14 protein-coding genes are annotated in these 17,106 nt (G+C 61.8%); 5 read left to right on the top strand and 9 right to left on the bottom strand.

Going from position 1 to position 17,106, the window contains the following annotated elements:
• Positions 1-80 precede the first annotated feature (80 nt).
• From sutA to glnK, 4 genes are all read right to left on the bottom strand, one after another.
• Positions 81-407, bottom strand: coding sequence for a transcriptional regulator SutA (sutA, locus tag QMX97_RS13525; protein WP_015886504.1), 327 nt, complete (start codon positions 405-407; stop codon positions 81-83).
• Between the two features lie 102 nt (positions 408-509).
• The gene (locus QMX97_RS13520) at positions 510-935 is read right to left on the bottom strand and encodes a secondary thiamine-phosphate synthase enzyme YjbQ (protein ID WP_065902441.1); all 426 of its coding nucleotides are present in this window, start codon (positions 933-935) and stop codon (positions 510-512) included.
• A 211-nt stretch (positions 936-1,146) separates the two neighbouring features.
• Positions 1,147-2,487, bottom strand: a complete 1,341-nt coding sequence (locus tag QMX97_RS13515) for an ammonium transporter (protein WP_065902443.1) — start codon at positions 2,485-2,487, stop codon at positions 1,147-1,149.
• Positions 2,488-2,521: 34 nt separating this feature from the next.
• Positions 2,522-2,860: a P-II family nitrogen regulator gene (gene glnK, locus QMX97_RS13510; RefSeq protein ID WP_002555808.1), complete on the bottom strand. Its 339-nt coding sequence runs from the start codon at positions 2,858-2,860 to the stop codon at positions 2,522-2,524.
• A gap of 422 nt (positions 2,861-3,282) precedes the next feature.
• On the opposite strand from glnK, the gene QMX97_RS13505 reads away from it, so the two are divergent.
• Positions 3,283-3,543, top strand: coding sequence for an accessory factor UbiK family protein (locus tag QMX97_RS13505; RefSeq protein WP_027608312.1), 261 nt, complete (start codon positions 3,283-3,285; stop codon positions 3,541-3,543).
• 163 nt (positions 3,544-3,706) lie between these two features.
• Positions 3,707-5,203 carry a YifB family Mg chelatase-like AAA ATPase gene (locus QMX97_RS13500; protein WP_106802305.1) on the top strand — a complete coding sequence of 499 codons (1,497 nt, stop codon included), beginning with the start codon at positions 3,707-3,709 and terminating at the stop codon, positions 5,201-5,203.
• A gap of 51 nt (positions 5,204-5,254) precedes the next feature.
• Here QMX97_RS13500 and QMX97_RS13495 read toward each other — a convergent pair whose 3' ends face one another.
• The gene (locus QMX97_RS13495; RefSeq protein ID WP_120450489.1) at positions 5,255-7,231 is read right to left on the bottom strand and encodes a methyl-accepting chemotaxis protein; all 1,977 of its coding nucleotides are present in this window, start codon (positions 7,229-7,231) and stop codon (positions 5,255-5,257) included.
• A 178-nt stretch (positions 7,232-7,409) separates the two neighbouring features.
• Positions 7,410-8,330 (bottom strand): LysR substrate-binding domain-containing protein, encoded by a 921-nt coding sequence (locus tag QMX97_RS13490; protein WP_065902450.1) that lies wholly within the window; start codon positions 8,328-8,330, stop codon positions 7,410-7,412.
• Between the two features lie 152 nt (positions 8,331-8,482).
• Between QMX97_RS13490 and QMX97_RS13485 the strand changes: the two genes are divergently transcribed.
• Positions 8,483-9,886 carry a NorM family multidrug efflux MATE transporter gene (locus tag QMX97_RS13485; RefSeq protein WP_282397061.1) on the top strand — a complete coding sequence of 468 codons (1,404 nt, stop codon included), beginning with the start codon at positions 8,483-8,485 and terminating at the stop codon, positions 9,884-9,886.
• Positions 9,887-9,953: 67 nt separating this feature from the next.
• On the opposite strand, the gene QMX97_RS13480 is transcribed toward QMX97_RS13485, so the two are convergent.
• Positions 9,954-11,618, bottom strand: coding sequence for a bifunctional diguanylate cyclase/phosphodiesterase (locus QMX97_RS13480; RefSeq protein WP_065902454.1), 1,665 nt, complete (start codon positions 11,616-11,618; stop codon positions 9,954-9,956).
• A 267-nt stretch (positions 11,619-11,885) separates the two neighbouring features.
• Between QMX97_RS13480 and rep the strand changes: the two genes are divergently transcribed.
• Positions 11,886-13,895 (top strand): DNA helicase Rep, encoded by a 2,010-nt coding sequence (gene rep, locus QMX97_RS13475; RefSeq protein WP_065902456.1) that lies wholly within the window; start codon positions 11,886-11,888, stop codon positions 13,893-13,895.
• A gap of 58 nt (positions 13,896-13,953) precedes the next feature.
• A complete protein-coding gene (locus QMX97_RS13470) occupies positions 13,954-14,526 on the top strand; it encodes a xanthine phosphoribosyltransferase (protein WP_003195447.1) in 573 nt (190 codons plus the stop codon).
• Between the two features lie 57 nt (positions 14,527-14,583).
• On the opposite strand, the gene QMX97_RS13465 is transcribed toward QMX97_RS13470, so the two are convergent.
• Both QMX97_RS13465 and QMX97_RS13460 read right to left on the bottom strand, forming a co-directional pair.
• Positions 14,584-16,506 carry an acetyl-CoA hydrolase/transferase C-terminal domain-containing protein gene (locus QMX97_RS13465; RefSeq protein ID WP_065902458.1) on the bottom strand — a complete coding sequence of 641 codons (1,923 nt, stop codon included), beginning with the start codon at positions 16,504-16,506 and terminating at the stop codon, positions 14,584-14,586.
• Between the two features lie 136 nt (positions 16,507-16,642).
• Positions 16,643-17,053 carry a c-type cytochrome gene (locus tag QMX97_RS13460; protein WP_065902460.1) on the bottom strand — a complete coding sequence of 137 codons (411 nt, stop codon included), beginning with the start codon at positions 17,051-17,053 and terminating at the stop codon, positions 16,643-16,645.
• Positions 17,054-17,106 lie beyond the last annotated feature (53 nt).

Here is a 17,106-nt window from a genome sequence, read left to right as displayed (position 1 = left end):
GCGGTGGGCCAGCCAGTTTGCTACAGGCATGAAAAAGCCCGCAGCGACGGCGGGCTCTTTCAGCAAGCAGGTGGCAGACCTCAGATAGGTCGGCTGCCGTACTTGTTATCTGGCTTCTTCGGTGGATCGGCCACCACGTTGGCCTCGACTTCCTGCACTTTGCCGCCTTTCGCGAGGAATTCTTCCATCGCACGGGCCAGCGCGTCGCGCTCTTTGTTCTTGGCCTCGACGCTCGGCAGTTCGTCTACCGAAACAGCAGCCTTGGCCTTGCCCTTGGCAGCCGGAACAGGCGCATCATCGCCACCGTCGTCGTCAGCAACGTCTTCAGCCGCCGCTTCAAGACCTTCTTCGGTGTCGTCTTCGTCACCTACTTCCAGTTCGTCGTTTTCCAGATCATCGTCGCTCATGTTCTACCTCATGACTTGCGAAAAGCAGATTAGTTATAGCCCAGCTTCACCCTCTGTCGAGGTCGCCGGAAAAAAATCAACATCCACTGGATAACCAGTGGCTTATGCCCCATCACCGTGCAGAGTGGCGAGGACTTTACGAGCACCGCCATGATCACGGTGCTCGCCCAGATAAACACCTTGCCAGGTCCCCATCGCCAAGCGGCCGTTCTTCACCGGCAAACTCAGCTGGCAGCCCAGGAGACTGGCCTTGAAGTGCGCCGGCAGATCGTCCGGGCCTTCGTCGTTGTGCTCGAATCCTGCCCGGCCTTGCGGCACCAGCGAATTGAAGAAACGCTCGAAGTCACGACGAACCGCCGGGTCGGCATTCTCGTTGACGGTCAACGAGGCCGAGGTGTGCTGCAGCCACAGATGCAAAAGGCCCACGCGACATGCCTTCAATTCAGGCAGGCCGGCAAGTAACTCGTCGGTTACCAGGTGAAAGCCCCGGGGCTTTGCCCGCAGGGTGACCAGGGTCTGTTGCCACATACAGTTCTCCGCCCATCGGCGCGCATTCTAGCGCGCTCTGGGAAAAAACAAAGTGCCGAATACGCCTACATGCCTGTAAGACATTCGCACGCTGGAAAGTGCCGCGTGCGCCCCATCACAAACTGGGCGCAAAAACCGACACAGCTTGTTATGACTGACAAACGCCAGGCAAAAAAATGCCCGGCAAGCCGGGCATCTTTTTTTCGCGTACTTACAAGTTGTAGCCGCGCTCGTTGTGTTGCGCCAGGTCGAGGCCGACCGCCTCTTCTTCTTCGGTCACACGCAGGCCCATCACCACGTCCAGCACCTTGAGGATGATGAAGGTCACGATGGCTGTGTAGATCACAGTGAAGCCGACGCCTTTGCACTGGATCCAGACTTGCGCCGCGATGTCAGTGGTGGCCGCGTTGAAGCCGCCCAGCGAAGGAGCAGCGAACACGCCGGTCAGGATTGCGCCGAGGATACCGCCGATACCGTGTACGCCGAAGGCGTCCAGGGAGTCGTCGTAGCCCAGCTTGCGTTTCAGCGTCGTGGCGCAGAAGAAGCACACCACACCGGCAGCCAGACCGATCACCAGGGCGCCCATCGGGCCCACGGTGCCAGCGGCTGGCGTGATTGCCACCAGGCCAGCGACCACACCCGAGGCAATGCCCAGTGCGCTTGGCTTACCGTGGGTGACCCACTCGGCGAACATCCAGCCCAGCGCTGCAGCAGCGGTAGCGATCTGGGTGACCAGCATCGCCATGCCGGCAGTGCCGTTGGCTGCCGCTGCGGAGCCGGCGTTGAAGCCGAACCAGCCGACCCACAGCATCGCGGCACCCACCAGGGTGTAACCGAGGTTGTGCGGCGCCATTGGGGTGGTCGGGAAGCCTTTGCGCTTGCCGAGTACCAGGCACGCCACCAGGCCAGCCACACCGGCGTTGATGTGCACCACGGTGCCGCCTGCGAAGTCCAGCACGCCCCAGTCGCCCAGCAACGAACCCGGGCCGCCCCAGACCATGTGGGCAATCGGTGCGTAGACCAGGGTGAACCAGACGCCCATGAAGATCAGCATCGCGGAGAACTTCATCCGCTCGGCGAAGGCACCGACGATCAGCGCCGGGGTGATGATCGCGAAGGTCATCTGGAAGGTGACGAACACCGCCTCAGGGAACAGCGCCGCAGGGCCGGTGATGCTCGCTGGGGTCACGCCCGACAGGAACAACTTGGACAAGCCGCCGACGAACGAGTTGAAGTTGACGACGCCCGCTTCCATTCCGGTGGTGTCGAACGCCATGCTGTAGCCGTACACGAACCACAGGATGGTGATCAGGCCGGTGATGGCGAAGCACTGCATCATCACGGAAAGAATGTTTTTGGAACGCACCATGCCGCCGTAGAACAGCGCCAGGCCTGGAATGGTCATGAACAGCACCAGCGCAGTGGATGTGAGCATCCATGCAGTGTCGCCGGAATTGAGGACTGGAGCAGCCACTTCGTCTGCCGCCATGGCCAGGCTGGGCATTACGATGGACAACAGGGCTCCGAGCCCTGCGAATTTACGCAGAGTCATATTGTTTTCTCCTGGGGCGTTGGGGTTTGGCGGCTTAGATTGCGTCGGTATCGGTTTCGCCGGTACGGATGCGAATAGCCTGTTCCAGATTGACCACGAAGATCTTGCCGTCACCGATCTTGCCGGTGTTGGCGGCCTTGGTTATCGCCTCGATAACCCGGTCAAGATCCTTGTCGTCAATGGCGACATCAATCTTCACCTTCGGCAGGAAATCGACCACGTATTCCGCGCCGCGATACAGCTCGGTGTGACCCTTCTGCCGACCGAAGCCTTTGACCTCAGTAACGGTAATGCCCTGCACGCCGATCTCGGACAACGACTCGCGTACATCGTCCAACTTGAACGGCTTGATGATGGCAGTGACTAGCTTCATGAAAACTCTCTCCCGAATTGGTGGACTTGCCCCAGGAAAACAAACCCGTCTCAAGTCTAAGCGCAGTGCCTGGCTTTGTAACGCGTCGTCGCAAGGGCAATTGCCGTGGCGACGCCAGCGAACCACTGGTGACGAAACCTGTACCCCTGATCCGTCGGCGCACTGCATTCGTCACAGCGACTGCATCAGTGCATGGGTCATGATCGTCTAAGCAGAAACCTTGCCAGCTCCGTAAAAATCACTGAAATCAGTCCTTTGCTCACTTATGCCCACCTGCGGGGCTTTCTGGCGAACGCAATGCGCACAAAAACAGTGCGTCGCCCTACGGCCAGCTGCGCGAAAAGCGTGCGCGGCAGGCCGTGAAAATCACTATAGACGCTGCGTGATACACTGCCGGCCAACAGTTTTCCGGAATATTTCCCATGCTCGCGCCCAAAGATCTCCTCGATGCCCTGAGCGGCCACGCCTCTCGCCTGTTCAGCGGCGACACCCCGCTGCCCCGCAATGAAATCGAAAGCCAGTTCAAGGCGCTGCTGCAAAGCGGCTTCAGCAAACTCGACCTGGTGAGCCGCGAAGAGTTTGATAGCCAGATGGTCGTGCTGGCCCGCACACGTGCGCGGTTGGAGAGCCTGGAAGCCAAAGTGGCTGAGCTGGAAGCGCGGTTGACACCCCCGGCCGAGTAACTGACGCAACGGGGTCAAAATGTGGCAGCAGGCTTGCCCGCTCCCACATTTGTTCTGCGTCGTTCTCTGGATACGTTCTGTAAAACCTCCACGCCCCGCTCTAATCCAGCTCGTCTACCCTTGAAAAACCGCAGGAAGCGGCCCTCCCTTTCAAGGAACGAGCATGTCCCTCGCCATTGTCCACAGCCGCGCCCAAATTGGCGTCGAAGCTCCTGCCGTCACCGTCGAAGTGCATATGGCCAATGGGTTGCCGTCCCTGACTCTGGTGGGTCTGCCGGAAACCGCAGTCAAGGAAAGCAAGGATCGTGTACGCAGTGCCATTCTCAATTCAGCGCTGAAATACCCCGACCGCCGGATCACCCTCAACCTCGCGCCCGCCGACCTGCCCAAGGACGGCGGGCGTTTTGATCTGGCGATTGCCTTGGGGATCCTGGCGGCCAGCGTGCAGGTGCCGGCGCTGACCCTGGATAACGTGGAATGCCTGGGCGAACTGGCACTGTCCGGCGCGGTGCGGGCGGTGAAAGGCGTGCTGCCCGCGGCGCTGGCAGCACGCAAGGCCGGACGCACCGTGATAGTGCCTCGGGCGAATGCCGAGGAAGCGTGCCTGGCGTCCGGGCTGACGGTGATTGCAGTCGACCATTTGCTCCAAGTGGTGGCACACCTGAACGGGCATGCGCCGATTGAGCCCTACAAGTCCGATGGACTGCTGTACCTGAACAAGCCGTACCCGGACCTGAGCGAAGTGCAAGGCCAGTCAATGGCCAAGCGTGCTCTGCTGGTTGCCGCTGCAGGCGCGCACAACCTGTTGCTGAGCGGGCCGCCCGGCACCGGCAAGACCTTGCTCGCCAGCCGCCTGCCTGGGTTATTGCCCCCGTTGAGCGAACAGGAAGCCCTGGAAGTGGCAGCAATTCAGTCAGTGGTCAGCCTCGCGCCGCTGAGCCATTGGCCGCACCGACCGTTTCGTCAGCCGCACCACTCGGCATCAGGCCCGGCCTTGGTGGGCGGCGGCTCGAAGCCGCAGCCGGGGGAGATCACCTTGGCCCATCACGGGGTGTTGTTCCTGGATGAGTTGCCGGAGTTTGATCGCAAGGTCCTGGAGGTGCTGCGCGAGCCCCTTGAATCGGGGCATATCGTGATTTCCCGCGCCCGCGACCGGGTGAGTTTTCCGGCGCGCTTTCAACTGGTGGCGGCGATGAACCCCTGCCCCTGCGGCTACATGGGCGATCCCAGCGGGCGCTGTCGGTGCACGCCGGAGCAGATTCAGCGCTATCGCAACAAACTCTCCGGGCCGCTGCTGGACCGGATCGACTTGCACGTCACCGTCGCCCGGGAGACCACCGCGCTGAACCCGGCCCTGCAGGATGGCGATAACACGGCGAAGGCATCGGCGCAGGTTGCCGAATCCCGGGAGCGTCAGCTGAAGCGCCAGGGCTGCGCCAATGCTTTTCTGGATCTACCGGGGCTGCGCAAGCATTGCACGCTGGCAAAGGTCGACGAAAGCTGGCTGGAGACCGCTTGCGAGCGACTGACATTGTCGCTGCGCGCGGCCCACCGGCTGCTCAAGGTAGCGCGCACGCTGGCGGACCTGGAACAAGCAGACACTATCGCTCGCCATCACCTGCAAGAGGCGCTGCAATATCGTCCGGCAGCGATCACCTGAGCCTTTTGAGCATCAGCAGGGCCTGGGCAGGAAGTGTGCGCCAATCCAGTTTCAGCGAAACCGATCCACCTCATGCCGCAAGCTCGCTGCCAGCGTCTCCAACTCTTTGGCCGTAATCGCCAGGTTCGACACCACTTCACGCTGCTCGCTGTTGGCCAGCGCAATGCTCTGTAAGTTGCTGCTGAGCAAGGTCGCGGTGCTGCTCTGCTCCTGGGTGGCGGTGGTGATCGCGGCAAACTGCTGGCCGGCCGAGCGGCTCTGTTCGTCGATCCGTGCCAGGGCCGAGGCCACGTCGGCGTTGCGCGACAGGCCTTCCTGCATCAACACATTGCCGTGCTCCATGGTGCTGATGGCATTGCCGGTTTCCTGCTGGATACTCTGGATCATCCCGGAAATCTCATCAGTGGCCTGGCGGGTACGCGACGCCAGGTTGCGCACTTCATCGGCAACCACGGCAAACCCGCGGCCCTGTTCACCGGCCCGCGCGGCTTCGATGGCGGCGTTGAGTGCCAGCAGGTTGGTCTGTTCGGCGATCGAGGTGATCACGCCGACGATCCCGCCGATTTCCTGGGAGCGCTGGCCGAGGGTGTTGATCACCGTGGCGGTGCTGTTCAGCGCAGTGGCGATGTGCTCAAGAGACGACGACGCCTCTTGCATCGAGGTACGGCCAATCCGGGTCTGCTGCGCATTTTCCTGCGCCAGGCGCTCGGTATTGCCCATGTTGTCGGCGATGTTCAGCGAGGTGGCGCTGAACTCTTCCACCGCGCCGGCCATGCTGGTGATTTCGCCCGACTGTTGCTCCATGCCCTCATAAGCCCCGCCAGACAACCCGGACAAGGCCTGGGCACGGCTATTAACTTCTTCGGCTGCGCTGCGAATGTGCGAGACCATGGTCGACAACGCCTCGCCCATCTGGTTGAAGCTGCGTGCCAACTGGCCGATTTCGTCATGGCTGGACACGTTCAAGCGGGCACTCAAATCACCGGCGCCCAAGGCCTCGGCCTGACTCACCAGATCACTCAACGGCTGCAGTTTGCTGCGCAACAGCCACACCGCCGCGCCGACCGCGAACAGCATCGCCAGCACGCTGCCGATCACCAGGCGGATACCCACGGCCCAGGTGACTTCGCGGATCTCAGCCTTGGGCATGCTCGCGACCACCGACCACGGGCCGCCTTCGAAGGGCACCGAGACGCTGTAGAAGTCTTCGTTCTTGTCGCTCCAGAAACGGCCCTCGCCCGGCTTCTTCGCCAGGTCGAGCATCACCGGGATTGCCTGATCCAGTGCCTGCACGCCAGCGGGCGGCACCAGCCAGCGCTTCTGTTCGTCCAGCAACGCGAGGGAGCCGGTCTTGCCGATGCGGAAGCGCTTGAGGTTTTCGAATTGGGCATTCTGCGCGTCGGTGTAGTCGAAGCCGACAAACAGCACCGCGATCACCTTGCCGGCCGCGTCGCGCACCGGTGTGTACTGGGTCATGTAGGAACGTTCGAACAGCACCGCACGGCCCACATAACTCTGCCCGGCAAGCAGGCGCTGATACGCCGGGTGCTGATGGTCCAGCACCGTGCCGATGGCGCGACTGCCATCCTGCTTGGTCAAGGACGTGCTGACACGGATGAAGTCTTCGCCACTGCGCACAAACACCGTGGCCACGCCGCCGGAGGTGTCCTTGAATTCATCGACCTCATCGAAATCGTTGTTCAACACGTCATTGCCCAGGTACAGGCCTGGCGTCTGCATCCCGGCGACGGTAACCGGTTGATCCGCATGCACGCTCAACCCGGCGCCGAAGCGCTTTTCAAACAGCCCGCTCAAGCGCTGGGTACTTTCGCGCAAGGTGCTGTGGAAGGTGTTGAGTTGATCGGCGAGCAGCCGCGCCTCGCTGGCCAGGTGCTCTTCGCGGGTGTCGAGGTTGGCGGAGTCCAGTGAACGCAAGGCGAATACCGTACTACCGCTGATGACAACAGCCAGTATCACGGCTAATGCGAGGCCTAACTGTGAGGCAATCCGGGCGCGAGGTTGAGACATGACGGCTCCTGGCCGAGGCCAGGATCATCCTGATCTCATAGCGCTGCTCGGCAAATTATCTGATGGGAAACGTTGGTGCACGATGGTTCCAACACACCTACTTCGGCGGACGCGGGAAATACTTGAGCGAATCACAGGGGTATCTCGCAAACGGTTGCGCACCCGTGCCTCGGGCCACTCAATCGAGGCGCTCGACCGGCGGTAAAACCATCGCCCGCACTTCGCCCTGTAGGAAGTCTGCCAGCCGGCGCAAACGCTCGCCGCCGGGGCGGGTCTTCGGCCACACCAGGTAATAATTTTCACCACTGGCCACGGCGGTCGGCCACGGCAGGCTCAACCGCCCTTGGGCCACGTCCTCAGCCACCATCAGCAAGTCGCCCATCGACACGCCGTAGCCTCGCGCGGCAGCGATCATGCCCAGCTCGAGGGTATCGAACACCTGCCCGCCCTTGAGCGACACCTGGGATGACAACCCCATGCGCTCCAGCCAATTGCGCCAATCGCGCCGGTCCGGCGTGGGGTGCAGCAACTCGGCGGTGGCCAGCCGGGCGGCATCCCAGGGCCCATCCGCCAACAGGTTCGGGGCGCCGACGGGGATCAACAGTTCAGGAAACAGGTAGCTGGCCTCCCAGTCCGCCGGGAAATGCCCGTAGCTCAGCAGCACCGCGCAGTCGAAGGGCTCCTGGTTGAAGTCCACCTCGTCCACGCTCATCCAGGCGCTGGTCAATTGCACTTCGTTGCCCGGCTGCAACGCCCGAAAACGGCTGAGCCGCGCCAGCAGCCAACGCATGGTCAGGGTCGACGGCGCCTTCATGCGCAGGATGTCATCTTCGGCGTTCAGGGTATGGCAGGCGCGTTCCAGCGCGGCGAAGCCCTCGCGCACCCCAGGCAACAACAGGCGCGCGGCTTCGGTGAGCTGCAGGTTGCGGCCGCTGCGCTGGAACAGCCGGCAGGCGAAGTGCTCTTCGAGGGTGCGAATATGTCGGCTGACCGCACTTTGGGTAATCGACAGTTCCTCGGCCGCACGGGTGAAAGAGTTGTGTCGGGAAGCGGCCTCAAAGGCACGCAACGCGTAAAGCGGAGGAAGACGACGAGACATAGGGAAAGCTCCGACAGCGCAATGCCAAAACCCTACCAGAATCAATCAGGCATGAGTTTTAATCATGCAAGCGATCGCATTTATCCCTTTGTGCAATGCGCTGAGAGCGCCGAGAATCAACCCTCCCCCAACCCTCTGACTTTTTGAGCGTGATGATCATGCAGCATCCGGCACGTACCGAACTCTGGGCCATTCTGCGGCTGTCAGGGCCGTTGATTGCCTCACAGTTGGCGCACATGCTGATGGTGCTGACCGACACCCTGATGATGGCGCGCCTGAGCCCCGAGGCCCTGGCCGGTGGCGGCCTGGGTGCGGCGAGCTATTCATTCGTGTCGATTTTCTGCATCGGCGTGATTGCCGCCGTGGGCACCCTGGTCGCCATCCGCCACGGCGCGGGCGATATCGAAGGCGCCACCCGCCTGACCCAGGCCGGGCTATGGCTCGCGTGGCTGATGGCCCTGGCGGCCGGTTTGCTGCTGTGGAACCTCAAGCCGCTGTTGCTGATGTTTGGCCAGACCGAAACCAACGTGCACGCCGCAGGGCAGTTCCTGACGATCCTGCCGTTCGCGTTGCCGGGCTTCTTGAGCTTCATGGCCTTGCGCGGTTTCACCAGCGCGATTGGCAAGGCGAAGCCAGTGATGGTCATCAGCCTCGGCGGCGCGGTGGCCAACTACCTGCTCAACCACGCATTGATCGAAGGCATGTTCGGCCTGCCGAAACTGGGCCTGATGGGCATCGGCCTGGTCACGGCCCTCGTCGCCAATGGCATGGCGTTGGCGTTGATGGTCTATATCCACCGCAATCGCGCCTATGCCGCCTACCCGCTGAGCACCGGCCTGTTGCGCCTCAACACCCAGTACCTGCGGGAATTGTGGCGCCTCGGCCTGCCGATTGGGGGCACCTATGCGGTGGAAGTCGGGCTGTTTGCCTTCGCCGCACTGTGCATGGGCACGATGGGCAGCACCCAGCTGGCCGCGCACCAGGTCGCGTTGCAAATTGTCTCGGTGGCTTTCATGGTGCCGGCGGGGATGTCCTACGCGGTGACCATGCGTATCGGCCAACATTACGGCGCCGGGCAGTTGCTGCATGCACGCCTGGCCGGTCGCGTCGGCATCGGATTTGGCGCAGCGGTGATGTTGGGATTCGCCGCAGTGCTGTGGCTGTTTTCCGTTCCACTGATCGGACTGTTGATCGACCCCAACGACCCGGCGTTCCACGACGTGATCGTCCTGGCCGTCAGCCTGCTGGCCGTGGCCGCATGGTTTGAACTGTTCGACGGCGTGCAAACCATCGCCATGGGCTGCATTCGCGGGCTGAAAGACGCCAAGACCACTTTTCTGATCGGCGCGGGTTGCTATTGGTTGATCGGCGCTCCGTCGGCCTGGCTGATGGCCTTCACCCTGGGCTGGGGGCCGACCGGTGTGTGGTGGGGGCTGGCGCTGGGCCTCGCATGTGCGGCGCTCAGCCTGACCTGGGCGTTTGAGGCGAAGATGAAGCGCATGATTCGGCAGGAGCCGCAGACCTACAGCTCCCTGCAGGCTGTCCAGGCGGACTGAAGGCTGCATGGATCAATGTAGGAGCAGGCAAGCCAGCTCCTACAGTTTGTGGCGTTCGCAACTCGATTCAGCCCAGCAAGGCCTGCTGGCCTTTGCCGAAGGTCAGGTACTCCACAAGCTCCGGCAACGGCAGCGGTTTGCTGATCAGGTAACCCTGGGCCTGGTCGCAGCCGAACAAGCGCAGCAACGCCAGCTGCTCAGGAGTTTCCACGCCTTCAGCCACCACTTCCAGGTTGAGGTTGTGCGCCAGGTTGATCATCGCGTGTACCAGCTTGCGGTTCTCTTCGCGCTCTTCCATGCCGCCGACAAAGCTTTTGTCGATCTTCAGCAAGGCGATCGGCAGGCTGTTGAGGTGCACGAAGGATGAGAAACCGGTGCCGAAATCATCCAGGGAAAACCGCACGCCCAAGCGGCCAAGGGCGTCCATGGTCTGCTTGACCAGGTCACTGCGGCGCATCACGGCGGTTTCGGTGAGTTCGAATTCCAGCCACTGCGCTTCCACTCCGCGCTCACTGATCAGCCGGCTGAGGGTCGAGAGCAACTGACTGTCCTGGAACTGGCGAAATGACAGATTGACCGCCATGTGCAACGGCGGCAGGCCGCGTTCACGCAGGTCCTGCATGTCACGCAGGGCCCGGGAAATCACCCAATAACCCAGTGGCACAATCAACCCGCTCTGCTCGGCGAGCGGCACGAACTCGCTGGGCGGCAACAGGCCGCGCTCGCCGTGGCGCCAGCGCACCAGGGCTTCGAGTCCGACGATATGGCCGTCGTCCAGGTCCAGGCGCGGCTGGTAGTGCAGCTCCAACTCGTCGCGGCGCAAGGCGCGACGCAGCTCGGTTTCCAGGTCGGCCAGGCTGCGCGCGTTGCGGTTGATGCGTTCGTTGAAGATATGAAAGGTGCAGCCCTGAGTGCTCTTGGCTTGTTGCATGGCGATATGCGCGTGCCACATCAGCGGGTCTGCACCGGCGCGCGCGCGGGCATGCGCGACGCCCAGGCTGCAGCCGATCAGCAGGCTTTCGCCATCCACCCAGTAAGGCTCGGCCATCACTTCGGTGATGCGCTCGGCCATCCACTCGGCACGCTGGGGTGCGCGGCGGGTGTCGATCAGCAGGGCGAATTCATCGCTGCCGAGGCGCGCGAGTTGGTCGCCCGCTTCGAGCTGGCTCTTGAGCCGCGAGACCACTTGCAGGATCAGGCGGTCACCGGCCTGGTGGCCGAGGGCGTCGTTGGCATGGCGAAAATTATCGAGGTCCAGGTGACCGAGGGCCAGGCCGCGACCTTCATTCTCGGCCAGCCGCGCAGCCAGCAGGGTCTGGAAGCCCTGGCGATTGGCGATACCGGTCAGCGGGTCCTGTTCGGCCAGGCGCTGCAGGGTATTTTCCAGCAGGCCGCGCTCGCGAACGTGGCGCAGGCAGCGGCGCAAGGTGTCGGCGTCCAATACCGCACGAACCAGCCAGTCACTGACGCCCAGGGGCGAAACCAGGGGTTCCTGCTCCAGCAACAACACGCACGGCAGGCTGCAACGGCCAGGGCCGGGTTGCAGGCTGGGCGTGGTCAATAGAACGGCGCTGTGATCGTCATCGAACAGACGACTCACGGACTCCCAGTTTGGTGCGCTGATCAGCACAGCCCCATCGCCCATCGGCGCCAGGCACTCGCGCAACAACGCTGCCCACGCTGGCTCATCGGCCAGTAGCAGCAAACGCAAGGGTTCGACAGGCGTAGACAAGCTAGCTCCCTAGACTCTGCAAAATTTCGTTGGCGGCGGGCATTATGACGTGCGGCCTGATAATCACCAATGATAGGGGTTATCAAATACGCCATCTGTAAAGGTTAGTGGCAGCTAATCACAAAAAGCCTCCGACATCCTGCGGCAAAGTATCAAAACCGGCAAATTTAGATCGAGTGGTACGTCACACTGTCGTTCTGACAGAGCAGAATCCTGCCAGCCTGTTAAAATGCCCGCCCTTTTGAACAACGACTCCCTGAATTCTGTATGTCCCGACTCAATCCCCGGCAGCAAGAAGCCGTGAACTACGTCGGCGGCCCTCTATTGGTGCTCGCCGGCGCAGGCTCCGGCAAGACCAGCGTGATCACCCGCAAGATCGCGCACCTGATCCAGCAGTGCGGCATCCGCGCCCAGTACATCGTCGCCATGACCTTTACCAACAAGGCGGCGCGGGAAATGAAAGAGCGTGTCGGCACCCTGCTCAAGGGTGGCGAAGGCCGTGGCCTCACCGTGTGTACCTTCCACAACCTGGGGCTGAACATCATCCGCAAGGAGCATGTGCGGCTGGGCTACAAGCCGGGCTTCTCGATCTTCGACGAGACCGACGTCAAGGCCCTGATGACCGACATCATGCAGAAGGAATACGCGGGCGACGACGGCGTCGACGAGATCAAGAACATGATCGGCGCCTGGAAAAACGACCTGATCCTGCCCGCCGAAGCCCTGGAAGCCGCGCGCAACCCCAAGGAGCAGACCGCCGCCATTGTCTATACCCACTACCAGCGCACGCTCAAGGCGTTCAACGCGGTGGACTTCGACGACTTGATCCTGCTGCCGGTGAAGCTGTTCCAGGAGCACGCCGACATCCTCGAAAAGTGGCAGAACAAGGTGCGCTACCTGCTGGTGGACGAATACCAGGACACCAACGCCAGCCAATACCTGCTGGTGAAGCTGCTGATCGGCACGCGCAACCAGTTCACCGTGGTCGGCGACGATGACCAGTCGATCTACGCCTGGCGCGGCGCCCGCCCGGAAAACCTGATGCTGCTCAAGGACGACTACCCGTCCCTGAAAGTGGTGATGCTGGAGCAGAACTACCGCTCCACCAGCCGTATTTTGCGCTGCGCCAACGTGCTGATCTCGAACAACCCCCACGAGTTTGAAAAACAACTGTGGAGCGAGATGGGTCATGGCGACGAGATCCGCGTGATCCGCTGCCGCAACGAAGACGCCGAAGCCGAGCGCGTGGCCGTCGAGATCCTCAGCCTGCACCTGCGCACCGACCGGCCGTACAGCGACTTCGCGATCCTGTATCGCGGCAACTACCAGGCCAAGCTGATCGAGCTGAAACTGCAGCACCACCAGGTGCCGTATCGCCTGTCAGGTGGCAACAGCTTCTTCGGACGCCAGGAAGTGAAAGACCTGATGGCCTACTTCCGGCTGATCGTGAACCCGGACGACGACAACGCCTTCCTGCGGGTGATCAACGTCCCACGCCGGGAAATCGGTTCGACTACCCTGGAAAAGCTCGGCAACTACGCCACCGAACGCAAGATTTCGATGTACGCCGCCACCGATGAAATCGGCCTGGGCGAACACCTGGACTCGCGTTTCACCGATCGCCTGTCGCGCTTCAAGCGCTTCATGGACAAGGTGCGCGAGCAGTGCGCCGGCGAAGACCCGATCAGCGCGCTGCGCAGCATGGTCATGGACATCGACTATGAGAACTGGCTGCGCACCAACAGCTCCAGCGACAAGGCCGCGGATTACCGCATGGGCAACGTCTGGTTCCTGATCGAAGCGCTGAAGAACACCCTGGAAAAAGACGAAGACGGCGAGATGACCGTCGAAGACGCCATCGGCAAACTGGTGCTGCGCGACATGCTCGAGCGCCAGCAGGAAGAAGAAGACGGCGCCGAAGGTGTGCAGATGATGACCTTGCATGCGTCCAAGGGCCTGGAATTCCCCTACGTGTTCATCATGGGCATGGAAGAGGAAATCCTCCCGCACCGCTCCAGCATCGAAGCCGACACCATCGAGGAAGAACGGCGCCTGGCCTACGTGGGCATTACCCGCGCGCGTCAGACGTTGGCCTTCACCTTTGCCGCCAAGCGCAAGCAATACGGCGAAATCATCGATTGTGCCCCCAGCCGGTTCCTCGATGAGCTGCCACCGGACGACCTGGCCTGGGAAGGCAATGACGACACCCCGACCGAGGTGAAGGCCGTTCGCGGCAACACCGCCCTGGCGGATATACGCGCGATGTTAAAGCGCTAGAATCGACTACTTTTTAATCTACTTTCGGCGTACAACGCGCCATTAGAGGAAGCTTTCCGTGGAAGCACTGCACAAGAAAATTCGCGAAGAAGGCATCGTGCTTTCCGATCAGGTACTCAAGGTCGACGCCTTTCTGAACCACCAGATCGACCCGGCGCTGATGAAACTGATCGGCGACGAATTCGCCGCGCTGTTCAAGGACTCGGGCATCACCAAGATCGTCACCATCGAAGCCTCCGGCATCGCCCCGGCGATCATGACCGGCCTGAACCTCGGCGTACCGGTGATCTTCGCGCGCAAGCAGCAATCGCTGACCTTGACCGAAAACCTGCTGTCGGCGACGGTGTATTCCTTCACCAAGAAAACCGAAAGCACCGTCGCGATCTCGCCGCGTCACCTCACCAGCAGCGACCGCGTGCTGGTGATCGATGACTTCCTGGCCAACGGCAAGGCGTCCCAGGCGCTGATTTCGATCATCAAGCAGGCCGGCGCCACCGTGGCCGGCTTGGGGATTGTGATCGAGAAGTCGTTCCAGGGCGGCCGTGCGGAGCTGGATGCGCAGGGATACCGAGTGGAATCCCTGGCACGGGTCAAATCCCTCGCCGGTGGTGTGGTCACCTTCATCGAATAATCGCAAAACCCTGTAGGAGCCGGCTTGCCGGCTCCTGCAGTAGGTTTGTGGCGGGTTTTAATGCGCGGTGGCTTGTAGGCCGGCGAGCAGCAAGCGTTGATACAAATCTTCTTTCAGCCCCTCCGGCTTATCCAGGCGCATCCGCTGCAGATGCTTGGGAAACGCCTCCGGCTCCGGCGCGTCCAACGCCGCCTTGCCCAGCTCCAGGATCTCCGTCAGCTTGAATTTGCTCTTGAGCCAATTCAATGCCCGCAGCAGGTCCCGCTCCTCGTCCGTGAAGTCACTGCCCAGCGGATATTCCGGAAACAGCCGACGATGCCGTGCCTGGATGGCCTTGAGGCGCTCCGGCGTGTTATCGCTGAAACGCGGGTCCAGCTCGAAATCCTTGGGCAACTTGCCGGCCTTTTGCGCCTGCTCGATCAAGTCAGCCTGGAAACGTGAGTCAGTGATGTTGAGCAAGGCCTCGATCACCTTGGCATCGGTCTGACCGCGCAGGTCGGCAATGCCGTACTCGGTAATGACGATATCGCGCAGGTGCCGCGGAATCGTGCAGTGGCCATACTCCCAGACGATATTCGAACTGACCTCCCCCGCCGACTCGCGCCAGCTGCGCAGGATCAGGATCGAACGCGCGCCTTCCAGCGCATGCCCCTGGGCCACGAAGTTGTACTGCCCGCCGACGCCGCTGAGCACGCGGCCATCTTCCAACTGGTCCGCCACCCCGGCGCCGAGCAACGTCACCATGATCGCGCTGTTGATAAACCGCGCGTCCTGGCGCTGCAGGCGCTTGAGGTCTTCCTGGCCATACAGCTCGTTGATGTAGCTGATGCGGGTCATGTTGAATTCCAGGCGCTTGGCGTGGGTCATTTCCTGCAGGCGCTGGTAAAAACTACGCGGCCCGAGGAAGAACCCGCCATGGATCGACACACCGTCGGGCTGCGCGGCATCATCGATCAGGCCGGCATTGGCCTGCTCCTGGGTCGCCACATCCGGGTACACCTTGCGCCGCACGATCCCGGCGTCAGCCAGCACCAGCAAGCCGTTGACGAACATTTCGCTGCAGCCATAAAGGCCACGGGCGAACGGATCGACGCCGCCTTCATGGCTGATCAGGGGCGCCCACTGGTACACATCCAGATCCGTCAGCAGCAAGCGGTAGGACTCGTTGTCGGCCTGACGCGCCAACAGCGCAGCCGTCAGCGCATCGCCCATCGAGCCGATGCCGATCTGCAAGGTGCCACCATCACGTACCAGGGTGCTGGCATGCAGGCCAATAAAGTGATCCTGGAACCCCACCGGCATGTTCGGCGTGGAGAACAGCGTGGTGTTGTCCTTTTCGTCGAGCAGGTAGTCAAATTCGTCCATGCCCAACTCGGCATCACCGGGCATGTAGGGCAAATCGCTGTGCACCTGACCGACCACCAGGATGGTTTCCCCGGCGGCGCGGCGCTTGGCGATCATCGGCAACAGGTCGAGGGTGATATCGGGGTTGCAACTCAGGCTCAGGCGATCAGGGTGTTCGGCGCTGCTCGCCACCAGCTGCGCCACCAGGTTCAGGCCGGCGGCGTTGATGTCGCGGGCCGCATGGCTGTAGTTGCTGCTGACGTAATCCTCCTGGGCCGAGGTGCTGTGAAGCAGGCTGCCGGGCTGCATGAAGAACTGCTGCACGTGGATATTTTTTGGAAGGCTGTCCTTCTGCAGGTCGGCGAGAAAGTCCAACTCGGGGTAATCGCCAAACACGCGCTCGATGAAGGGTTCGAGAAAACGTTTCTGCAGGCCGTCGCCCAAGGTCGGGCGGCCCAGGCTCAGCGCGGTGTAGATCGTCAGCGCCCGGTCCGGCAACTTGGCGATGCGCCGGTACAAGGCATTGGCAAACAGGTTCGGCTTGCCCAGCCCAAGGGGCATGCCCATGTGGATATGCGCCGGCAAGCGCGCCAGTACGTCGTCAACTGCTTGCTCGATTGAACACAACTGCACCATCCGACCCTCCTGAACATTCCATGATTAGGGGTTGGACAGAGAGTGGCGGGTCTTTGCTGCAAAGACCAGACTCGAAACACAAATTGCAGGCACAAAAAAGCCGCTCGTAAGCGGCATTTTTGCCGAAGATCGGCGGTTACAGGCCGGACATTTTCTTGATCGCGCCCTTCAAATCATCATCCGTGCAATCCGCGCAGGTGCCTTTAGGCGGCATGGCGTTGATGCCGGTGATGGCCTTGGCCAGGATGCCATCAAGGCCGCCCTGGTGATCGGCACGTTCTTTCCAGGCCGCGGTGTCGCCAATCTTCGGCGCACCCAACAGGCCGGTGCCGTGGCAGGCGTTACAGTGCTTGGCAATGATGTCGTCCGGCGTCTTAGCAGCGCCTCCGCCAGCGGCTACCGCCACTTCCATCCCTTTGCATTCCTGGCCCTGGACGCAGACTTGGCCGACCGGCTCCAGGCGTTTGGCAATTTCATCATTGGTCGCAGCTTGAGCGCTGACAGCCCATAGGGCCAGTACGGTTGCTGGTGCAGCCAGCATTTTCATAATTAGGTTCACGCGTTCACCCTCAATGGTGGCTATTCACGCCTGCGGCCACG

The organism is Pseudomonas sp. PS01298 (assembly GCF_029959745.1).
Taxonomy (GTDB): domain Bacteria; phylum Pseudomonadota; class Gammaproteobacteria; order Pseudomonadales; family Pseudomonadaceae; genus Aquipseudomonas; species Aquipseudomonas aylmerensis.
The sequence above is the reverse complement of the archived record's forward strand: the minus strand, read 5'-3'. Positions and strand labels throughout refer to the sequence as shown.